Raw genomic sequence first — 19,400 nt, 5'->3', positions numbered from 1 at the left:
TAATTTTTACTAAATTCTAAATTGATTTTAAATGCCTGCCAAACTGTTCATTTGCATAATCGGTTGCATAATGGCCATAACAATAAACATGACCATTCCCGCCATCACCGCCACGATTAACGGTGTTAATAAACTTAAACTTATTTTAACAATGGCATCTAATTCCGTATCTTGATTGTCGGCGGAACGTTTTAACATTTGTTCTAACTCCCCCGATTTCTCACCACTACCTATCATATGTAACATCATAGGTGGAAAGGTTTTTGAATGATCCAACGAACTCTTTAATGATGCCCCTTCTCTGACATTATCAGATGCTTCTAAAACGGCCTTTTTAATATGTGCATTGGATAACACTTGTCCAGAAATTCTCATTCCTTCTAATATTGGTACCGCACTTGAGGTTAATATACTTAAGGTACGAGCAAAACGGGCGGTATTTACCCCCACGATGACTTTGCCAACTAAAGGGAGATTCAGCAGCGACTTATCAAACTTTAATCGAATGTTTGGTCGTTTTAATAACCTTTGAAATACGACAATGCTGGCGACAATAAAGATGGCCAAATACATGCCATAATTAAGAATAAAGTCACTTAACGTTAACAATAACTGGGTAGAGCCGGGGAGTTCCTGACCCGATTTGGTCACTTGCCCCACTATTTTTGGTACCACAGAGGCCAATAAAAAGGTAACAATACCAAGAGCAAACACCGTTAACATAATAGGGTAAACCATGGCTTGAGTAAGCTGAGATTTGGTTTCTTGACGTTTTTCAGTGTAATCCGCCAATCTATTAAGTACTTCGTCTAAATGTCCTGACTTTTCACCAGCAGCGACCATAGAACGGAATAAGTGATCAAAGATATATGGAAATTCCTGCATTCCTTCTGCCAGGCTGTAACCTTCAACAACCTTAGAACGTATTGCCATAACAGTACGTTTTAACCTTGGTTTATCACATTGTTCAGCCACCGCTAATAAAGCAGACTCTATGGTTAATGACGCACCAACTAATGTGGCTAATTGACGGGTAATAAGCGCTAAATCTGATGCAGATATTTTAGCTCTAAAAAGCGAAATGCCAGCTTCAGTTTGTTTTTCATTTTGACTGGCTTGGCTCACATCAATTGGGATTAACCCCTTTTCTCTTAATTGCTGCCTTACTTGTTTGGCCGTATCGGCCTCTAACATGCCTTTTTTGGTTTTACCTTTACCATCTAATGCTTTGTATTCGTAAGCAGCCATTAGTTATCCTCGCGGGTGACACGCAACACTTCTTCTAATGTAGTGATCCCGGCTAACACTTTACCAATTCCATCATCTCTAATACCTGGTGCATGCTGACGTACGTATTTTTCGATTGCTTGTTCGCCTTGACCATTGTGAATATGTTCACGTACAGCTTCGTCCACAACTAATAACTCATGAATACCAATACGACCACGGTAGCCGGTGAAGTTACACTTATCGCAGCCTTTAGGATGATAAATAGTACGAGTATCGTCTTTGGATAAACCAAGCATTTCTTTTTCGGTATCGTCCGGCGTGTAGTCTATTTTACATGTTCCGCACAAGGTTCTTACTAATCGCTGTGAGATAACGGCTAACAAGCTAGAGGATAATAAAAAAGGCTCAATACCCATGTCTTCCATACGAGTAATGGCACCGGATGCGGTATTTGTATGTAATGTGGAAATAACTAAGTGACCAGTTAAACTGGCTTGAACCGCAATTTCTGCAGTTTCTAAATCACGAATTTCACCTATCATCACCACATCTGGATCTTGACGTAAAATGGCACGTAAACCGCGAGCAAAAGTCATATCCACTTTGGTATTAACTTGAGTTTGACCAATACCTGCTAATTCATATTCAACCGGATCTTCTACCGTTAATATGTTTCTATCTTTACTGTTGATATTGGTTAAACCTGCGTACAAGGTGGTACTTTTACCTGACCCTGTTGGTCCTGTAACCAATATAATACCGTGAGGTTTTCGTAATAATTGGGCAAAGGTTTGTTGATTGGTAGGGGTCATGCCTAAATCAACTAAGTCTAATCTTGCGTTGTTTTTATCCAACAAACGCATAACCACACGTTCGCCGTATGACGATGGCATAGTGGAAACACGCACATCAATTGCACGTCCTGCAATACGCAACGAAATACGCCCGTCTTGGGGCACACGTTTTTCCGCAATATCTAATTGAGCCATGACCTTGATACGTGAGACTAATAACGACGACAGTTTACGATTAGGTGATAACACTTCTCGTAATACCCCATCCACTCGGAAACGAATCACCAGTTGTTTTTCAAAGGTCTCAATATGAATATCTGAAGCCCCTTCTTTGATGGCTTCTGACAACGTCGCATTGATCAGTTTAATAATTGGCGCATCATCTTCACCTTCTAAAAGGTCTTCCGTACCAGGCATTTCTTCTGCAATTGAAAACAAATCAACTTCGTTACCTATGTCTTCCATCAACTGTTGTGTTTCAGAAGCATTACGTTGGTAACTTTGTTCTAGTTCGGTGTCAAATTCATCATCCGCAATCGTTGACGTTGGCAAAATAAAACCGAGAAAACGACGAACTTCAACAAATGCATGCATGGGTGTTGATGCTTTCGTTAATAGTCTAGGTGTATCTTGCTGATACGATATTAAAATACCAAAACGTTGTGCAAAACCAAAGGGTAAACGTTTTATCGACGTATCCATTGATTCATCTTGATCATTCAATAATACCTCAGAGTCTTCAGATAATGACGCTGCAGACAATGACTCTTGCGCTTCTAATTCTGACATTAGTTATCGCCCTTGCTCTCATTATCCTGCTGTGCTTTCACCTCTTGCTCTGGTGTCGTTTTATTTAAATGTTTTAACGTATCTGGCTGTTTTTCATTTAAATAATTTTCAAAAGACGGCGGTAACGTAATGGAATCATCCCACTCTTTTAACACAGGGTGGCTAGTGAATGGCATTAACGATATACCTTCATCTTCACTTTTTAGTTGTTCAGCACGTATATGATTATACTTGCGACGGCTTTCACCAACTAACGTATCGCCCTCACGGATGATCACGGCGCGGATAAATACCATTAAATTACGTTTACGTTTAGTGGTACCCGTTGATCTAAACAAATGACCTAAATACGGGATGTCACCTAACAATGGAACTTTAGACACACTTTCTTGCACGTCTTCATCAATCAAACCACCAATAACAATCGTCGCACCATCTTCAGCTAGTACGGTTGTTTTAATTGAGCGTTTGTTAATGCCTAAGTCAACGCCAGTTGCACCACTAACACTTGAAACTTCTTGGTCAATCAATAATTGAACCGCGGTGCCTTCATTGATTTGTGGAGTTACACTTAATTTAATACCGACTTCTTTACGGTCAACCGTTTGGAAAGGATTTGCATTACCGCTCCCCACTGACGAACCTGTAATAATTGGTACTTCGGAACCGACCAATATGGAGGCTTCTTCGTTATCTAATGTGGTGATTGAAGGTGTCGCTAATATGTTGGTATTGGTATCACTACGAACCGCTTGTAATACAGCTCCCCAACCATCTTGTACTATGCCAGTGGCAAAACCAGACATACCACTTAAAACGGTAGCTAACGCGGTGTAATCACCTTCTTGAGTCGTAGCAACGACGTTTTGTGTTGTATTACCGTTATCATCATAACCATTCACTATGCTTTCAGTGGTTGTATCTCTGGCACTATAGGCAGCGCCGGCAATTTGAGACATAGGTGTTACTGCACCGTTAGTAAACTGAGTAAAACCAAGTTTGTCGCTGCCCCATTGAATACCTAAGTTGATGCCGTTACTTTCAAATACTTCCACTATGATAGCTTCAACCAATACTTGTTGGCGGCGGATATCTAGCTGTCGAATGATCTGTTCTAACGAACGCATCATATCTGGTTCAGCGTTGATCACTAATGAATTTGAATCAGCATGAGCCTGAATTGAATAATCACGTTTTTGGCTACGAGATGTTTTATTTGTTGTCCCACCTTTTGAGTCGGCGGCTAATGAATCTGATACACCCGTTAATACTTTAACGACTTCCTCCGCTTTAGCGTATTTCAAATAATGAACTCGGGTATTACCGGTTGTTTCTAATTCGGCATCTAAACGTTCGATTAATTTAATCACTCGGCTTCTAGCTTGTGGTTCACCACTGACGATAACGCTGTTGGTTCTGTCATCAGATACGATTTTAGGGATTAAAAATTCTGGCTGGTCTTTGTTGCCTTTGGCGTTATAAATGCTTTCTAAGATACGAACAATTTCACTGGCCGAGGCAAACTCTAGTTTGATAATTTCAACTTTTAAATCACCGGCACGGTCTACTCGATTAATTATATCTACAAGACGATTCACGGTAGCTGCAGACCCTGTCATCATGATCACATTTGATGGGTCGTAATGTACAACATGACCAGAACCCGACTGATTACTAAATTGACGTAACAAAGGAGATAATTCTCGTACGGATACATTTTTTACTTCAACAACACGGGTAACCATTTCATCACCCACGCCTGGTGCATCACTGCCAACAACCGGAATAGCAGAATTTTTGGCATCTTTAGCCTTTACCACTTTAAGAATGCTGTCGCCCATATCGACCACGGCATAGCCATAAACTTCCAATACATTTAAAAAGAATTGGTAGTATTGCTTTTCGGTTAATAAATCGTATGAACGTACATTCACTTTGCCTCTAACCGTTGGGTCTATAATGATGGTTTTCTTTAATATCTTGCCGACAATATTAATAAACTCATTAATATCGGTGCCTTTAAAGTTTGGAGAATATTGCGTTGCGTAAACAGGTTGAGAAACCCATAACGTTGATAACGCCAAAACCGTTAAAGACGATGACAGTGCGGTGACACGAATGCATTTAATAACTTTCGTAGTTAAGTTATTGATTGATGTTGTAAACAAACCCATTAAAACAAACTCCAGGGACTAAAGTGCTAAAATAATATCGATTGCGGTATCGTCTCTAACGACCGTTATAGTTGCTTCTGTCATTGACCTTAACTCTTTCATTACAGTCAACGCTTGTTGCATATCGGTTAAATCATATCCGTTTATATTAGTGGCTAGATCATTACGTTTTAAGCCAACTTCGGTAAATAATTTTCCATCTTTTCCAGGCGCAAGACGGTAACCTTTTAATTCACCACTTTGTCTAAATGGTTTAATTCTTATCACATCCATTAATTTTTTAGGATCGTCAAACAATGTTTCTCTTTGCTCACGTAAGGACTGAGACAATTCTACATTTTCTCGTTTATCCACACGTTCTTTTTTGATTGGCTTGTTATTAATTGTTGGGCCCACATCATCCACAGCTTCCATATCATCCTCTTCTGGCTCTTGATGACTAACTTTATTATTTGAGCCTGGGATAGTGGTTGAATATTCAATGCCATCTAACATTAACGTTTCATATCGACCTGATACTAACAAGATGACACGATCGATTAATATTTCATACACCGATGCGGATGTACCATCTATTTTTTCATCAATACCGTAAGTATTTTGTCCACCGGCACTTTCAATAATGGCCACACTGGTTGGAGACGTTGCATTTTCACTGTCTGCCACTAAGCCTGTTAACGTTACATTTAAACGGGTTTTAGGCGCAGGTTGGTCGGTTTTTGGTTTAGGTTTATTAACCGCGGTTTTCTTTAAGTCACCAAATAAATTAATGCTTAATAATTCACTTAAATCTACATTGTTAGCAGAAACAGAGTTATTGCCCGTCTTTGGAGAGGATTGTACGGTGATTTTACCCTTGTCGGATGATGTAGGTACTAACTTCCACGTAAGGTCAGCCAATAAATAAGCACAATAAACCAACAAAGTGATGGTCACTATTTTACTTAACTTTTGATGCGGTAATTTGCCTGTGAAGGTATTGAGTTGCTCAAACAAGCGAGACGACTCCATTAATTTTTGTACTCCAATATATCCGTTTATTATTATTGTTTTATTTCGGTATTGACGGTAACTATTTTAAATTCATTTGAATAAAAAATATGGTTGCTGAGTATAACCCTACAAGTGGCTAAAAATCACTACTTATGCTAAATTATCAACGTTTTTTTATGACTTATTTTTTAGGCACATTACAATTACAATGTCAGAAACCAAAGTACGCTTAGACAAATGGCTATGGGCCGCACGATTTTATAAAACTCGTTCCACTGCTACTGACATGATCAACGGTGGTAAAGTTCATTATAATGGACAAAGATGCAAAGCATCTAAAGCCGTAGATGTTGGTGCAACGGTAAAAATACGCCAAGGTTATGATGAAAAAATCGTGATCATTAAAGCAATTTCAAGTAAAAGACAAAAGTTCGAAATAGCTCAAACACTTTACCAAGAAACAGAGTCCAGCTTGGAACAAAGACAAAGTGATCAACTCGCCCGTGAACAGAGTATTGCTTTCTCCCCTAGACCTGTAACAAAACCAGATAAGAAACAACGTAGAACCCTTATTAATTTTAAGAATACCGATAACTTTGAGTAACAACATTTTATGACTGATCTAAACACACCCGATTTATTACACCGATATATCTTTGAGCAGCACCACGTTCGCGGTGAAATTGTTCAAATGAGCAGCAGCTACAACGCTATGTTAGAGAATCATCAATACCCTGATATTGTTAAACAAATATTAGGTGAATTGTTAGCGATCACTAGCTTGTTAACTGCAACGATTAAATTTGAAGGCGATATTAGCGTTCAACTGCAAGGTGATGGCCCATTGAGTTACGCTGTTGTAAATGGCAACAACCATCAACAAATGCGAGCCACTGCAAAATATAAAGACGACATCAAACCAGGCACTATTCCTGAATTGATTGGCTCAGGTTATATGGTTATTACGATTGCACCGGATAAGGGTGAACGTTATCAAGGTGTGGCAGCATTAGATAAAGACTCGTTAAGTTTATGTATTGAAGATTATTTCAAAAATTCGGAACAATTACGTACCCGAGTTTGGCTGGCAACAGATACCTCAAAGCACAACGGTAAATCAGCCGGTATGTTATTACAGGTTATGCCTGTTGAAGCAAAAGCCGATGATGACTTTACTCACTTAGAAGCCCTAACCAACACTATTTCAGATGAAGAGTTACTTAACCTGCCAGCAAAGGAAGTTCTTACCCGCCTTTATCACGAAGATAACCCTATGTTATTTGAACCTCAAGAAATCACATATCAATGTGGGTGTTCGCGTGAGAAGACAGCAAATGCTATTTTGAAATTAAGCATGGATGATGCGATGGCATTGATAGAAGAACGTGGTGACATTGAAATAACCTGTCAGTTTTGTTTAACCGATTACCATTTTGATGCCATTGATGTTGAAGCTTTATTTAAAGATGCAACTGAGCATAACGATTCTATTAATTAATTTGATGATTCATTTTAATACAAAAAACAAGGCAACCTACTCGGTTGCCTTTTTATTATCTGGATAACGATGGCTAAATCAGAGTACTTATTCGTTAATTAATAACTCAATGACTTGTTTTATCTTTGTTTTGTCAGAATCCATATACCCTTTGTGAACCAAACGAATGGTGCCTTTTTTATCTATAAAATACGCAGACGGCATTGCTTGTACTTTGTATTGTTGTGCAACTTTGGCATCTTCATCATATAACACTGAATAATCCACTTTATGCTGTTGTAAAAACGCTAAAGCATTTAACTTATCTTCATCTAAGTTAATGGCGATGACTTCAAAACCTTGCTGTTTATATTTATTGTGGAATTCATTGAGTACAGGGAATGACTTTTTGCATGGCTTACACCAGCTTGCCCAAAATCCACATAAACGACTTTGCCTTTATAATCACTCAGGCTTGTCATTATGCCACTTGTTAAATGGGGTAACTCAAACGCGCTGGCTTTTTCGTTTGATTCTGATGCTATCGTGGTGTTAGTAATTGCCAACAAACTTAATACACATATATTAGCGAAACGGACAAGTGATTTCATAAATTTCCCTTCTAAATTAAGAGCAACAACTGTAACTAATATTAACGTAAATTGTTATTTGTATTTCTATATAAATTTTTTATCACCTATATAACCAATTCATGTAGAATCAGAGCACGTCCAAATAGAAAAGGTTACTAAAACAATAATATGAAACTAATTAAACAATTTAGCCTGACAGCACTTGTTGCTTTACTGGCTGCGTGTTCACAACAGAATAGCTCAGAAGTAGCGACTGTTAGTGTTGAAAAAGCTCGCATTAAAGCTCACTTAGAGTTTTTAGCTGATGACCAATTAGAAGGTCGTGATACTGGTAGCCAAGGTTATGAAATCGCCGCTAACTACGTTGCTGCAGAATTTAAAAAAATGGGTTTAGTGCCTGCTGGTGAAGACGGTTATATGCAACGTGTTCCATTTAGACGTGCCTATTTAGATCAAAACAGTACGGTTGTAAAAATTGGTACTGGTTCAGATACTGTTGAACTTAAATACCCACAAGACTATATGATGGGTGCGAGCACTGCGACAACGGAATCAAGTGTAAAAGCTGACGTTGTTTTTGTTGGTTATGGTTTAATCGCTGAAGATTACGATTATAACGACTATGAAGGTTTAGATGTTAAAGGTAAGATCGTTGTTGCATTAACAGGTCGCCCTAAAGCATGGCCTTCTGAAGAGGGTGCACATTTAGGTTCGGGTAAACTTAAGTCAGCACATGCTGCTGAGCATGGCGCAATAGGCTTTGTTACTTTACACACTCCAAAAAGAGAAAAAGTACGTTCATATACTACATCTTTGAACTACTTAGGTTCTCCTTCTCTTCGTTGGTTAGATAAAGATGATGCACCATACGGTGTACAGAAACAGTTTAAAGGCGGCGCTTACTTAAACATGGAAGCGGGCAAAAAGTTATTTGCTAATGCCCCAACTAGCCTTGAAGATATTTTTGCTCTAGATACTGAAGATAAAGAAATCAAAGGTTTTGATTTAAATACAAGTATTGAACTTGCTTCTAAATCACGTCATGAAAAAATTACATCGCCAAATATTGTTGCTGTTTTACCTGGTTCAGATCCTGTGTTAAAAGATGAGTATGTTGTATTCACCGCTCACCTTGATCACATTGGTCTAGCTAAAGACGTTACAACTAAAGATCGAATTAACAACGGTGCTATGGATAACGCGTCTGGTGTTTCTGTGTTATTAGAAACTGCTCGCGTATTAGCTAATTCAGAACGTCCTCGTCGTTCAATCTTATTCACAGTTGTAACTGGTGAAGAAAAAGGTTTATTAGGTGCAAGTTATTTTGCTAACAACCCAACGGTTCCTTTAACGTCAATGGTTGCTAACGTAAACTTAGATATGCCTGTGTTATTGTATGATTTTGCTGACGTTATTGCATTCGGTGCAAACCACAGCTCTATGGGTGCAGTAGTTGAAAAAGCAGCTGGTCAATTAGGTATTGGTTTAAGTCCTGACCCTATGCCTGAGCAAGCGATCTTCACTCGTTCAGATCATTACAACTTTGTTAAGAAAGGGATCCCATCTGTATTCTTAATGACTGGTTTCACTTCTAAAACGGAAGGCGAAGACGGCGGTAAAGTTTGGGGTGAGTTTTTTGCTAAACATTATCATAAGCCATCTGACTCATTAGATTTACCAATTAACTATGACGCAGCTAAAGTGTTTGCTGATGTTAATATCCGTATTGGTTTAACTGTTGCTAATCAGGACGAACGTCCATATTGGTTAGAAGATAGCTTCTTTGGTAAAACATTTGGCCAAACCGCTAAATAAAACCAAATTTTAATGATTAAAACCGTAACATGTGTTGCGGTTTTTTTTGCTGATTTTCTATGATAGATAAATATATTAAGAAGTGAGGGTGCCGTTAAACCTATGCTTAACGGCATCAAATAATTGCATTTTATTTACTGCCTAGATAAACCGTCCCATGGCTCATTTTTGCTAAATCCCTAATTTGCACGTTGGTGTTTCTAAATCGATTTAATTGAACGGATACTGTGTCATTTCCTGCGCTTTTGGCAAAGTCAGCAACATTGACCCCATTACAATATAAGTTATTAGCTAAAAAACGAAGGTTCTTAATTCCTGCGTTAGATGGTTTGTAATCTCGAGCTTCTATATACATTCCAATTTTACTCTCTGTAGCGGCAGCGACACATAACTGGCTTTCCTTAGTATCATCCGCTGAAACGTATGTGGCAGCACTTGCACTTGTAACAACACCTAAACTTAAAACAGCAATGGTTAAACTTGTTTTTAAAATACCCATGTTAATCTCCTAACTATTAATATTGCCTGTACATCACAGGTCGCATATACATAGTGGCGGATAGAAATAAAAAGGTTGTAACCATTTAAACTGCAGGTGTTACCAGTTATTTCATCAATGATAATTAATAAGTGTTGTTAAGCTTTAGAACTCATAGGTTTGTTTAATAATCATACAAAAAAAAGAATAACGAATTATTACATTCAGACATTAAATATGCGGATACATACACAGAGTTTATTCATTTTCACGTTACTAAACCTGTTGTAATATTTTTGATACGCATAAAAAATCCGATAGTTATTAACTATCGGATTTTATATTTTATTTATTAATCTATCGGATTAACTGTTTGCAGTTAGTGGCGCAGCCGGTTTATTTTTTCTAAATTTAGATTTAAACCACGCTTTTGGTCTGCGGAAGTCTTCTAAAATTAAGTATAAACAAGGCACCAATATTAAAGTAATAACAGTGGCATACAACACCGCAAATCCAAGCCCTGCCGCCATTGGTACGACAAAACGAGCCTGTAAACTAGTTTCAAACATTATTGGTAGTACACCAACAAATGTTGTGATAGACGTAAGCGTTATCGCTCTAAAACGTGCGGTTCCTGCTTCGACTACCGAATCTTTAATGCTGAAACCGGCTGAACGTTTTTGATTTACGTAATCGGTCATGACCAAACTGTCATTTATTACAACCCCGGCAGCCGCAATCAACCCAAACATAGACATGGTGCTCATGTCTAAGCCTAAGAACCAATGCCCGGCTATTGCACCTGTTAAACTAAACGGAATAACAGACATAATAATTAGAGGTTGAGAATAACTCTTAAGTGGCACAGCTAATAAGATGTAAATCATCAACATACCCGCAATGAAGAACATGATCTGTTCACTTTGTTGCGACTGATCTTCTTCTATCTGACCACCTAACTCAGACTTAACACTTGGGTATAATTCTTTAAGTTTTGGCAGTAGGTTCTCTTGTATTGATTTAACCACTTCGTTTGGTTCAATTACGTCTTCATCAATTGAGCCGTAGATATAAACACTACGATACCCACCTTCGCGGCGAATATAGCTAATACCTGGTTTTTCAGTCAAAGTAACAACATCACCTAACATTACTTCTTGACCAGAAGGGGTTGTTACAATGGCGTATTTCAGCTCTGAGAAACGTTCACGAGTAAGCTGCGGGTAACGCACCATGACTCTAATCTCTTCCCCACCACGTAATACACGTTGTGCTTCACCACCGTAAAAACTCGCACCTATTTGACTGGCTATGGTTTGTAAATTTAAACCAAGATCATAAGCAACGGGTTTTAAGTCTAATTGAATTTCTTTACTTGCAGGATCAATGGTTGAACTAACGTCATACAGACCTTTTTCTTGCTGCAACATAGAAATTAATTGTCGGCCAGCGGCATTAAGTGTTGGTATATCTGGACCAAACAGTAAATAACCAAACTCGCCTTGATTACCACCGCCATTCACATCATCTTGCACAGTAAATGACTTCATACCTGGTATAATTGGCATATTTTCACGCCATCGACGGGCTAATTCAAATGTGTCAAATGGACGTAACTCTTCATCCACTAAAGGAGCCATAATACGGCCTTCTGTACGACCTTGGTTGTAGGCAAGAATGTCTTTAACCATGCCAGTGCCATATTCAGATACTGTTTCTTTTTCAACTTTGATCATAACTTCTTCAATGGTTTTGATCGCGTTGATAGTCATTTCATCTGATACGGTTTCATTCATTTCTATCGAAATGCTTGGGAAGTCATGTGGTACTTTAGGTGTGGCAACCATACGTACATAGTTACCTTGAAGAAGACCTACGCTTAACAGTAACAAACCAATGAATACCATAAGTACTAACCAACGCCATTCCACACACTTATTCAAAAAGTTTTTATAAGTACCGTTTACAAAGCCAAAGAATTTAGCATTAAACTTTTCACGCCAACTCCCCGGTTTTATTGGTGTTACTTTCATGTGTGATAAATGGGCAGGCAATATTAGTTTTGATTCAATTAAACTAAATACCAAACATAAAATAGCAACCCCAGCGATGTTAAAGAAGAAATCACCTTGTGGGCCACTCGTAAATAACGATGGAGCAAATACTGCGATAGTTGTTAACACACCAAAGGTCGCAGGTGTGGCAACTTTTTTAGCGCCTCTTACCACATTTTCTACACCGCCACCGTGTTTCTCAACTTCACTATAGGCACTTTCGCCGATGACAATGGCGTCATCCACCACAATCCCTAGCACCATAATGAATGCAAAAAGTGAAAGAATATTAATACTAATGCCCAAAACCGGCATCATCATTACCGCACCTAAGAAACAAACCGGTAAACCTAACATTACCCAGAATGCTAATCTAAAGCGTAAAAATATGGTTAACATCAAGGCTACGAGTAACGAACCTTGGACTAAGTTTTTAAGCATCATATCCAGACGTGCATTTAAGTAATACGTCATGTCCACAATAACTTCTAGGTCCATGCCTATCGGTAATGTTTTATTTCTTAATTCAACAAAATCTTTGACAGATTTCGCAACCGGAATCGTATTCTGATCTTTGGTTGCTTTAACCGACATATTCACAACATTTACGCCAGACATCTTGGCGTAGTTTTCACCTTCAACAAAGCCATCTTTAATAATTGCGATGTCTTCGAGTAATACTCGAGAGCCATTTTTACCAACTTTAACGGGTATATCTCTGAACTCTTCACCGCTGTAATATTGATTTTCAATACGTACAGAAATTACACCCGAACTTGTTCTTAACTGTCCGGCTGAATAATTGGCTGAATAACGTCTTATCGCTTGAGAAATATCACTTAATGTTAAGTCGTACTTACGTAATGCTTCAGGCTTAATTTCTATTGCTATCTCTTCGCTAGGGGCATAAACATCAACGAGGGAAATATTGTTTAACTCTAATAACTCTTGCTCAACTTGTTTAGCTACACGTTTAAGCTCAGGTACAGGAAAGTCACCAATTAAAGATAATTCCACAACATCTTGATTAAACTCTATCTGCGAAACCGTTATTGGTTCCATCGCACCAGGGAATGTAGCGATACTGTCAGTTTTGGATTTCACTTTATCTAAGACTTCCGACAGGTTTTTATCTGGGTCAATTTCAAGTGTTATTTGACCAAAGTTTCTAAAAGCTCGCCCCGTTTGTTTCTCAATTTCAGTGACACCTTTCAGTGATTCTTCAATTTTGATTAATATACTTTCTTCAATTTCTTGTGGCGATGCACCTGGGTAACTTGCTGTTATCTGAATATAGTTAATTTCAATATTCGGAAACATTTGACGCTGAATTGTAAAATAGCTCGCTAACCCCATTAGAATGATGAATACCATCATTAAGTTAGCCGCGACGCTATTATTAGCGAAAAAGGCGATTAACCCGGTTTGTTTTGGTTCATTTGATGACATGTTAGCCCCTACTCTTTTTCAGCGTTAGTTGGCTCAACAGAGACCGCGTCAGAGTCATCTTTTGTTTTAATATCTTTTTGTCCAGCGATTAACACTTCAAGATTCTTTTGAGGATATTCAGGTAAGGTTAATACTAAGTTGTTACCGTTTTCTAAACCGTTGCCAACAATAAAATAATCCGCTTCTTCACGGATCACTTCGATGTTTCTCATATCTAGTTTATTTTCGTCTGTCACTATCCATACTGAATTATTGGTGACTAAATCTTGCGACAATTTAAAGACATTATTTAAACGTTGTCCGTCAAAGCTAACGGTTACATAGTTACCAAATTGCATTTTAGGTAAGTTTGAATTAATGCTGTATGGGTCTTCAACTTGCACAACAATGTTAGTCATACGAGTACTGCTGTCTACCACACCTAAATCACGAACAATTTTGCCCGGACGGTTAAATGAATAACGTCCATCAGTTGAGACATCCGCAGCCAAACCTAATAACTGATTTGGTAAAAATGCACTATCAAAACCAGCGATTGGAAAGATGATTTCGGCAACTTCAATATTATAAATCTCACCAACACGTGCACCTTGATTTACGTTTTGGCCTTTACCGATTTCTCTAGCAACAACTAGCGCATCGTATGGGGCTTTCACTTCACAGTATGATAAATCTCTTTGCGCTAACTTTAATCTAGCTTGAGCCGATTTCATTGCAGCTTCTGCGCTTAATAATTGAGGTTTTCTTAAATATAAATCAGTGACTTTAGCATTTGGTAGGGTTTTGGCTTCACGTTTAGCTACATCAGCTCGTCCGCGTTCTTCTATTAATGTGGCCTGAGCACTAGATAACGCGGCTTCAGCTTGTAATACAGCGGCTTCATAATTAGCAGGGTCAACCTTGAATAAAACATCACCACGTTTTACCAGTCCACCAGAGACAAAATTTGGATGCCAGCTGATGACTTCACCGGATACTTGAGCCGATAAAATAGTAGACTCGACCGGAATGACTTCGCCATGACCTTTAATTTTAACTTGATGGTTAAGAGAATGAATTGATTCCACTTTAACGGTAGGACGTGTTTCGACTACTTCTTTTTCTTCTTCTTCTGGACCTGATGATCCAATGACATTCATACCTACAATGCCCAATACCAAAGTAAATATTGCAGCACCTGCTTTTATCCATTTTTTATTCATAACATTAACACCTTGATTTAATTACCATCATAATAACGTAATTTTTGATAAATGTTTGCCTATCTAATTGTAAATAATTGTTTTATTTAGCTAAAGAAATGTAACTTAATGTTCATAAGGTAATATATAGCAACATATTAATCCGATATATACGAATTAAGCGCCATTTAAGACTTATTTAATGATGTTTTCATTATTTCAAGTAAATGATAATGACAATTGAGTCTGTTAAACTAACAGCCAATTTCCTACACAGCACTTTTATTGGTAGTTATGTTTACACTTCGCCCGTATCAATCCGATGCTGTCACATCAACCTTGCAACACTTTAGAAAAACCAATGATCCTGCCGTTATTGTTTTGCCTACTGGAGCCGGAAAAAGCTTAGTAATTGCAGAACTCGCAAAGTTGGCAAAACGAAAAATTTTGGTCCTAACACACGTTAAGGAATTGGTAGAGCAAAATCATAAAAAATTTGTGCAATACAGTGACTACTCAAAAGTGAAATCTGGGGTGTACTCTGCTGGTTTAAAACTTAAACAAACCCAATTCCAGGTTACCTTTGCCAGCATACAATCCGTTGTGCGTAATCTAGATGCTTTCGCTGCAGAGTATTCTTTGGTTATTATTGATGAATGCCACAGAGTAAGCCAATTAGAGCAGTCGAATACCGACGAAGGGCAAGATAACACCAGTCAATACGGTCAAATAGTGCAACAACTGACTAAAATAAATCCAAAATTAAAGGTCTTAGGGTTAACTGCCACGCCCTATCGAATGGGTATGGGCTGGATATATCAATACCACCATCATGGTATTAAACGCAGCGATACACCGAAACCATTTAAAAAGTGCATTTACGAATTACCATTAGCTTATATGATCAAACATGGTTATTTAACGCCCCCTAAAATCGTCGACGCTCCAATTGCCCAATACGACTTTTCATCTTTAAATTCGAATAACAATGGTGATTATTCCGAGTCGGAAGTTAATGCATTATTAGTTAAATACCCAAGAGTTACGCAGGCGATTACCGAACAAATTGAAGAGTTAGCCAAGACACGTCAAGGTGTGATGATCTTTGCCGCAACCATTAAACATGCAAAAGAGATCCAACAATACCTACCACAAGAGCAAACCGCCCTCATCACTGGCAAAACTAAATCTCTTGATCGTGAGCGATTAATTAATTCTTTTAAAAACAAAGAACTGAAGTTTTTGGTCAATGTTTCCGTGTTAACCACTGGTTTTGATGCACCACACGTGGATTTTATCGCTATCTTACGGCCAACTGAATCCGTTAGTCTGTTTCAGCAGATTGTTGGACGAGGGTTAAGACTGAATGAAAATAAAACCGATTGTTTGGTCGTCGATTATGCCGGTAATGGCATTAATATTTTTTATCCAGAAGTCGGAGAGAAAAAGCCAAACAGTAAAAGTGAGCTTGTTCAGGTATTTTGCCCAAGTTGTGGTTTTGCTAATTCATTTTGGGGCATTAAAGATCAAGAAGGCAAAGTCATCGAACATTATGGTCGTAAATGCCAGGGTTTCTTTGAAGCTGTTGAAGATGACCCAGAATCAGTACAAGAAGACTGTGATTATCGCTTTAGGTTTAAAGAATGTGAACATTGTAATGCACAAAACGACATAGCCGCTCGGGTTTGCCATTCATGCAATGAAGACATCATCGACCCAGACGATAAGCTCAAAGCGGCGTTAAAACTTAAAAATGCCATGGTTATTCGTTGTGCGGGCATGACCATGTTTGAGTCTAATAATATCCTATCCATTACCTATTACGATGAAGATGCAACCGAATTAAAAGAGTCGTTTGATTTAGATAATACAAAAGCCCTTTATCATTTTAATAAACAATTTGGTCAACGAGTTGCAAATGGTGCAGAGCCAACTAAGTTTATTAATGCCAAACAGGTAATAGATAAGCAACAAGCATTAATACCACCTGACTTTATCGTTGCCAGAAAACAAAAACACTTTTGGAAGATTCAAGAAAAGATATTTGATTACCAAGGAAAGTTCCGCAAAGCAAACGAGCTCAATTAAGCGTTAACCACAGCTCGATTTGACGATAATTATAAATGACCGAGATATAGGGATATCTCCTATAGTGGTCTAAACGTCAAGTTGTTAATGTCGTTTGGTCTTAATTAATCACAAAGAGTTTATGAGCATTCCATTTCGTTATTCTACCCATACAAACCAAACAGAGTATTTATATGTCAATGTTGAAGGTGATGCTGATGACAAACAAATTGAAAATATGTATTTGGATATCAAAAACCAAGCACAACAAAACCAATACAACAACATTCTTATTAACGTTAATCAAATCACGTTAAATTATACAATGGAAAAATTTTTACCATTGATGCAACGAATTATGCCTCATCTTGCTGGTTTCAATATTGCCCGTTTATGTAGTCTCGACGACTACAAACAAGACCTAATACAAAATGTCTGTTTAAGCTCAAACGTAAATATGAAGAACTTCACCAATCAAACAGATGCTGAAAATTGGTTATTGAAACAATACCCCTAAGTTATTTGATGTATTCGCCCTATTTAAAAACAAAAAAATCTCGTTATTAACAACAACGAGATTTTTTACTGCAGCCATGAACTTAACTAAATATTAAGCTTCAACACCTTGGCTTGCTAAATACTCTTCGTAAGTACCTTTGAAATCAATGACTTTATCTTTCTTGATCTCAATAATACGAGTAGCCAAAGAAGATACAAATTGACGGTCGTGACTGATAAACATCAAGGTACCTTCATATTGTTCCAACGCCATGTTTAACGACTCAATCGATTCCATATCCATGTGGTTTGTAGGTTCATCCATCAATAAAATGTTTGGCAATGCCATCATCATTTTACCGAACAACATACGACCTTGCTCACCACCAGATAACACTTTAACCGACTTTTTAATATCGTCAGAAGAGAACAACATACGGCCTAAGAAACCACGAATGGATTGTTCGTCGTCGCCTTCACGTCGCCAATGACTCATCCAATCAAATAAGTTCATGTCGGTTTCGAAATCAGCGGCATGATCCTGAGCGTAATACGCTATCTTAGCGCCTTCAGACCATTGAATGGTGCCAGCATCTGCGGCTAAGTCACCTTGTAAACAACGCATCATGGTGGTTTTACCCGCACCATTCTCACCAATTATGGCAACACGTTCACCGACTTCCACCATAAAATCGAAGTCTTTAAACAATGGACCTTCATCGAAGCCTTTAGATAAACCTTCAACAATTAACGACTGACGATAAAGCTTTTTCTCTTGCTCAAAACGAATAAATGGATTTACACGGCTTGATGCTTTTACATCATCAAGTTTAATTTTTTCCATTTGTTTTTGACGTGATGTTGCTTGGCGTGCTTTAGAAGCATTGGCAGAGAAGCGAGCAACAAATTGTTTTAACTCGTCAATTTGACCTTGTTTTTTGGCATTATCCGCTAACATACGAGAACGAGCTTGTGTTGACGCCAGCATGTATTCGTCGTAATTGCCTGGATAAACACGAAGTTCACCATAATCAACGTCAGCCATATGTGTACAAACACTGTTTAAGAAATGGCGGTCATGGGAAATAATGATCATGGTTGAATTACGTTGATTTAATACTTCTTCTAACCAACGAATCGTGTCTATGTCCAAGTTATTGGTAGGTTCGTCTAGTAATAAATAATCCGGGTCAGAGAACAAAGCTTGTGCTAATAACACACGTAATTTCCAACCTGGAGCAACTTCACTCATCAAGCCATAATGTTGATCACTTGGGATGCCAAGGCCTAATAACAATTCACCAGCGCTAGAGTCTGCTTCATAACCGCCCATTTCAGCAAACTCAGTTTCTAAGTCCGCTACTTTCATGCCGTCTTCTTCAGACATTTCAGCTAAAGAGTAAATACGGTCACGTTCTTCTTTCACGGCCCATAGTTCAGCATGCCCCATGATCACTGTATCGATAACCGAAAATTCTTCAAACGCAAACTGGTCCTGCTTCAGGATACCTAAACGCTCACCTGGTCCATAACTAACATTACCCGAGGAAGGCGTTAATTCACCGGTTAAAATTTTCATGAACGTTGACTTACCGCAACCATTGGCACCGATAAGTCCATAACGATTACCGTTACCAAATTTTACAGAAATGTTTTCAAATAATGGCTTAGCGCCAAATTGCATTGTGATATTAGCAGTTGTGATCACGAAAGTTAGTATCCCATTTATTAATCAAATATCGACAGTATTTATGTCAAAAAATTGGTCGGCATTTAACCAGAAAAAGCACGATTTTACCAGCCAAATC

14 protein-coding genes and 1 pseudogene are annotated in these 19,400 nt (G+C 38.2%); 5 read left to right on the top strand and 10 right to left on the bottom strand.

Annotated elements, in window-relative coordinates:
- Positions 1 to 27: 27 nt before the first annotated feature.
- The 4 genes from gspF to gspC are packed head-to-tail and all read right to left on the bottom strand — an operon-like array spanning position 28 to position 5,998.
- On the bottom strand, positions 28 to 1,248 hold the full coding sequence (gspF, locus tag RT723_RS05465) for a type II secretion system inner membrane protein GspF (RefSeq protein ID WP_216055193.1): 1,221 nt from the start codon (positions 1,246 to 1,248) through the stop codon (positions 28 to 30).
- Positions 1,248 to 2,813, bottom strand: coding sequence for a type II secretion system ATPase GspE (gspE, locus tag RT723_RS05460; protein ID WP_315946180.1), 1,566 nt, complete (start codon positions 2,811 to 2,813; stop codon positions 1,248 to 1,250). Before gspE ends, gspF begins: the two co-directional genes overlap by 1 nt.
- Entirely contained in the window at positions 2,813 to 4,987 is a 2,175-nt protein-coding gene (gene gspD, locus RT723_RS05455) for a type II secretion system secretin GspD (protein WP_315946179.1), read from the bottom strand. The genes gspE and gspD overlap by 1 nt, the downstream gene beginning before the upstream one ends.
- A gap of 18 nt (positions 4,988 to 5,005) precedes the next feature.
- A complete protein-coding gene (gene gspC, locus RT723_RS05450) occupies positions 5,006 to 5,998 on the bottom strand; it encodes a type II secretion system protein GspC (RefSeq protein ID WP_216055195.1) in 993 nt (330 codons plus the stop codon).
- A gap of 190 nt (positions 5,999 to 6,188) precedes the next feature.
- Between gspC and hslR the strand changes: the two genes are divergently transcribed.
- Together hslR and hslO are read left to right on the top strand one after the other, a co-directional pair.
- Complete coding sequence (hslR, locus tag RT723_RS05445; RefSeq protein WP_216055196.1) at positions 6,189 to 6,584, top strand: ribosome-associated heat shock protein Hsp15; 396 nt, start codon at positions 6,189 to 6,191, stop codon at positions 6,582 to 6,584.
- Positions 6,585 to 6,593: 9 nt separating this feature from the next.
- Positions 6,594 to 7,478 carry an Hsp33 family molecular chaperone HslO gene (gene hslO / locus RT723_RS05440; protein WP_315946178.1) on the top strand — a complete coding sequence of 295 codons (885 nt, stop codon included), beginning with the start codon at positions 6,594 to 6,596 and terminating at the stop codon, positions 7,476 to 7,478.
- An 87-nt stretch (positions 7,479 to 7,565) separates the two neighbouring features.
- Here the strand turns inward: hslO and RT723_RS05435 are convergent.
- Both RT723_RS05435 and RT723_RS05430 read right to left on the bottom strand, forming a co-directional pair.
- A pseudogene (locus tag RT723_RS05435) lies at positions 7,566 to 7,844 on the bottom strand (TlpA disulfide reductase family protein); the annotation flags it as partial.
- Positions 7,790 to 8,068: a hypothetical protein gene (locus tag RT723_RS05430; RefSeq protein WP_315946177.1), complete on the bottom strand. Its 279-nt coding sequence runs from the start codon at positions 8,066 to 8,068 to the stop codon at positions 7,790 to 7,792. The gene RT723_RS05430 and the pseudogene RT723_RS05435, both read right to left, overlap by 55 nt.
- A gap of 150 nt (positions 8,069 to 8,218) precedes the next feature.
- Between RT723_RS05430 and RT723_RS05425 the strand changes: the two genes are divergently transcribed.
- Entirely contained in the window at positions 8,219 to 9,865 is a 1,647-nt protein-coding gene (locus RT723_RS05425) for a M28 family metallopeptidase (RefSeq protein ID WP_315946176.1), read from the top strand.
- A gap of 130 nt (positions 9,866 to 9,995) precedes the next feature.
- Here the strand turns inward: RT723_RS05425 and RT723_RS05420 are convergent, their stop codons facing one another.
- From RT723_RS05420 to RT723_RS05410, 3 genes are all read right to left on the bottom strand, one after another.
- Positions 9,996 to 10,364, bottom strand: a complete 369-nt coding sequence (locus RT723_RS05420) for a DUF3718 domain-containing protein (protein WP_216055200.1) — start codon at positions 10,362 to 10,364, stop codon at positions 9,996 to 9,998.
- 344 nt (positions 10,365 to 10,708) lie between these two features.
- Positions 10,709 to 13,846, bottom strand: a complete 3,138-nt coding sequence (locus RT723_RS05415) for an efflux RND transporter permease subunit (protein WP_315946175.1) — start codon at positions 13,844 to 13,846, stop codon at positions 10,709 to 10,711.
- 8 nt (positions 13,847 to 13,854) lie between these two features.
- Positions 13,855 to 15,048: an efflux RND transporter periplasmic adaptor subunit gene (locus RT723_RS05410; protein WP_216055202.1), complete on the bottom strand. Its 1,194-nt coding sequence runs from the start codon at positions 15,046 to 15,048 to the stop codon at positions 13,855 to 13,857.
- Between the two features lie 273 nt (positions 15,049 to 15,321).
- Between RT723_RS05410 and radD the strand changes: the two genes are divergently transcribed.
- Complete coding sequence (gene radD / locus RT723_RS05405; RefSeq protein WP_315946174.1) at positions 15,322 to 17,115, top strand: DNA repair helicase RadD; 1,794 nt, start codon at positions 15,322 to 15,324, stop codon at positions 17,113 to 17,115.
- 121 nt (positions 17,116 to 17,236) lie between these two features.
- Complete coding sequence (locus RT723_RS05400; RefSeq protein WP_315946173.1) at positions 17,237 to 17,611, top strand: hypothetical protein; 375 nt, start codon at positions 17,237 to 17,239, stop codon at positions 17,609 to 17,611.
- A 93-nt stretch (positions 17,612 to 17,704) separates the two neighbouring features.
- Here RT723_RS05400 and RT723_RS05395 read toward each other — a convergent pair whose 3' ends face one another.
- Positions 17,705 to 19,300 carry an ABC-F family ATPase gene (locus RT723_RS05395; protein ID WP_315946172.1) on the bottom strand — a complete coding sequence of 532 codons (1,596 nt, stop codon included), beginning with the start codon at positions 19,298 to 19,300 and terminating at the stop codon, positions 17,705 to 17,707.
- Positions 19,301 to 19,400: the final 100 nt, after the last annotated feature.

The organism is Psychrosphaera aquimarina (assembly GCF_032461525.1).
Classification (GTDB): Bacteria; Pseudomonadota; Gammaproteobacteria; order Enterobacterales; family Alteromonadaceae; genus Psychrosphaera; species Psychrosphaera aquimarina.
This window is presented reverse-complemented; position numbering and strand designations above follow the sequence as displayed.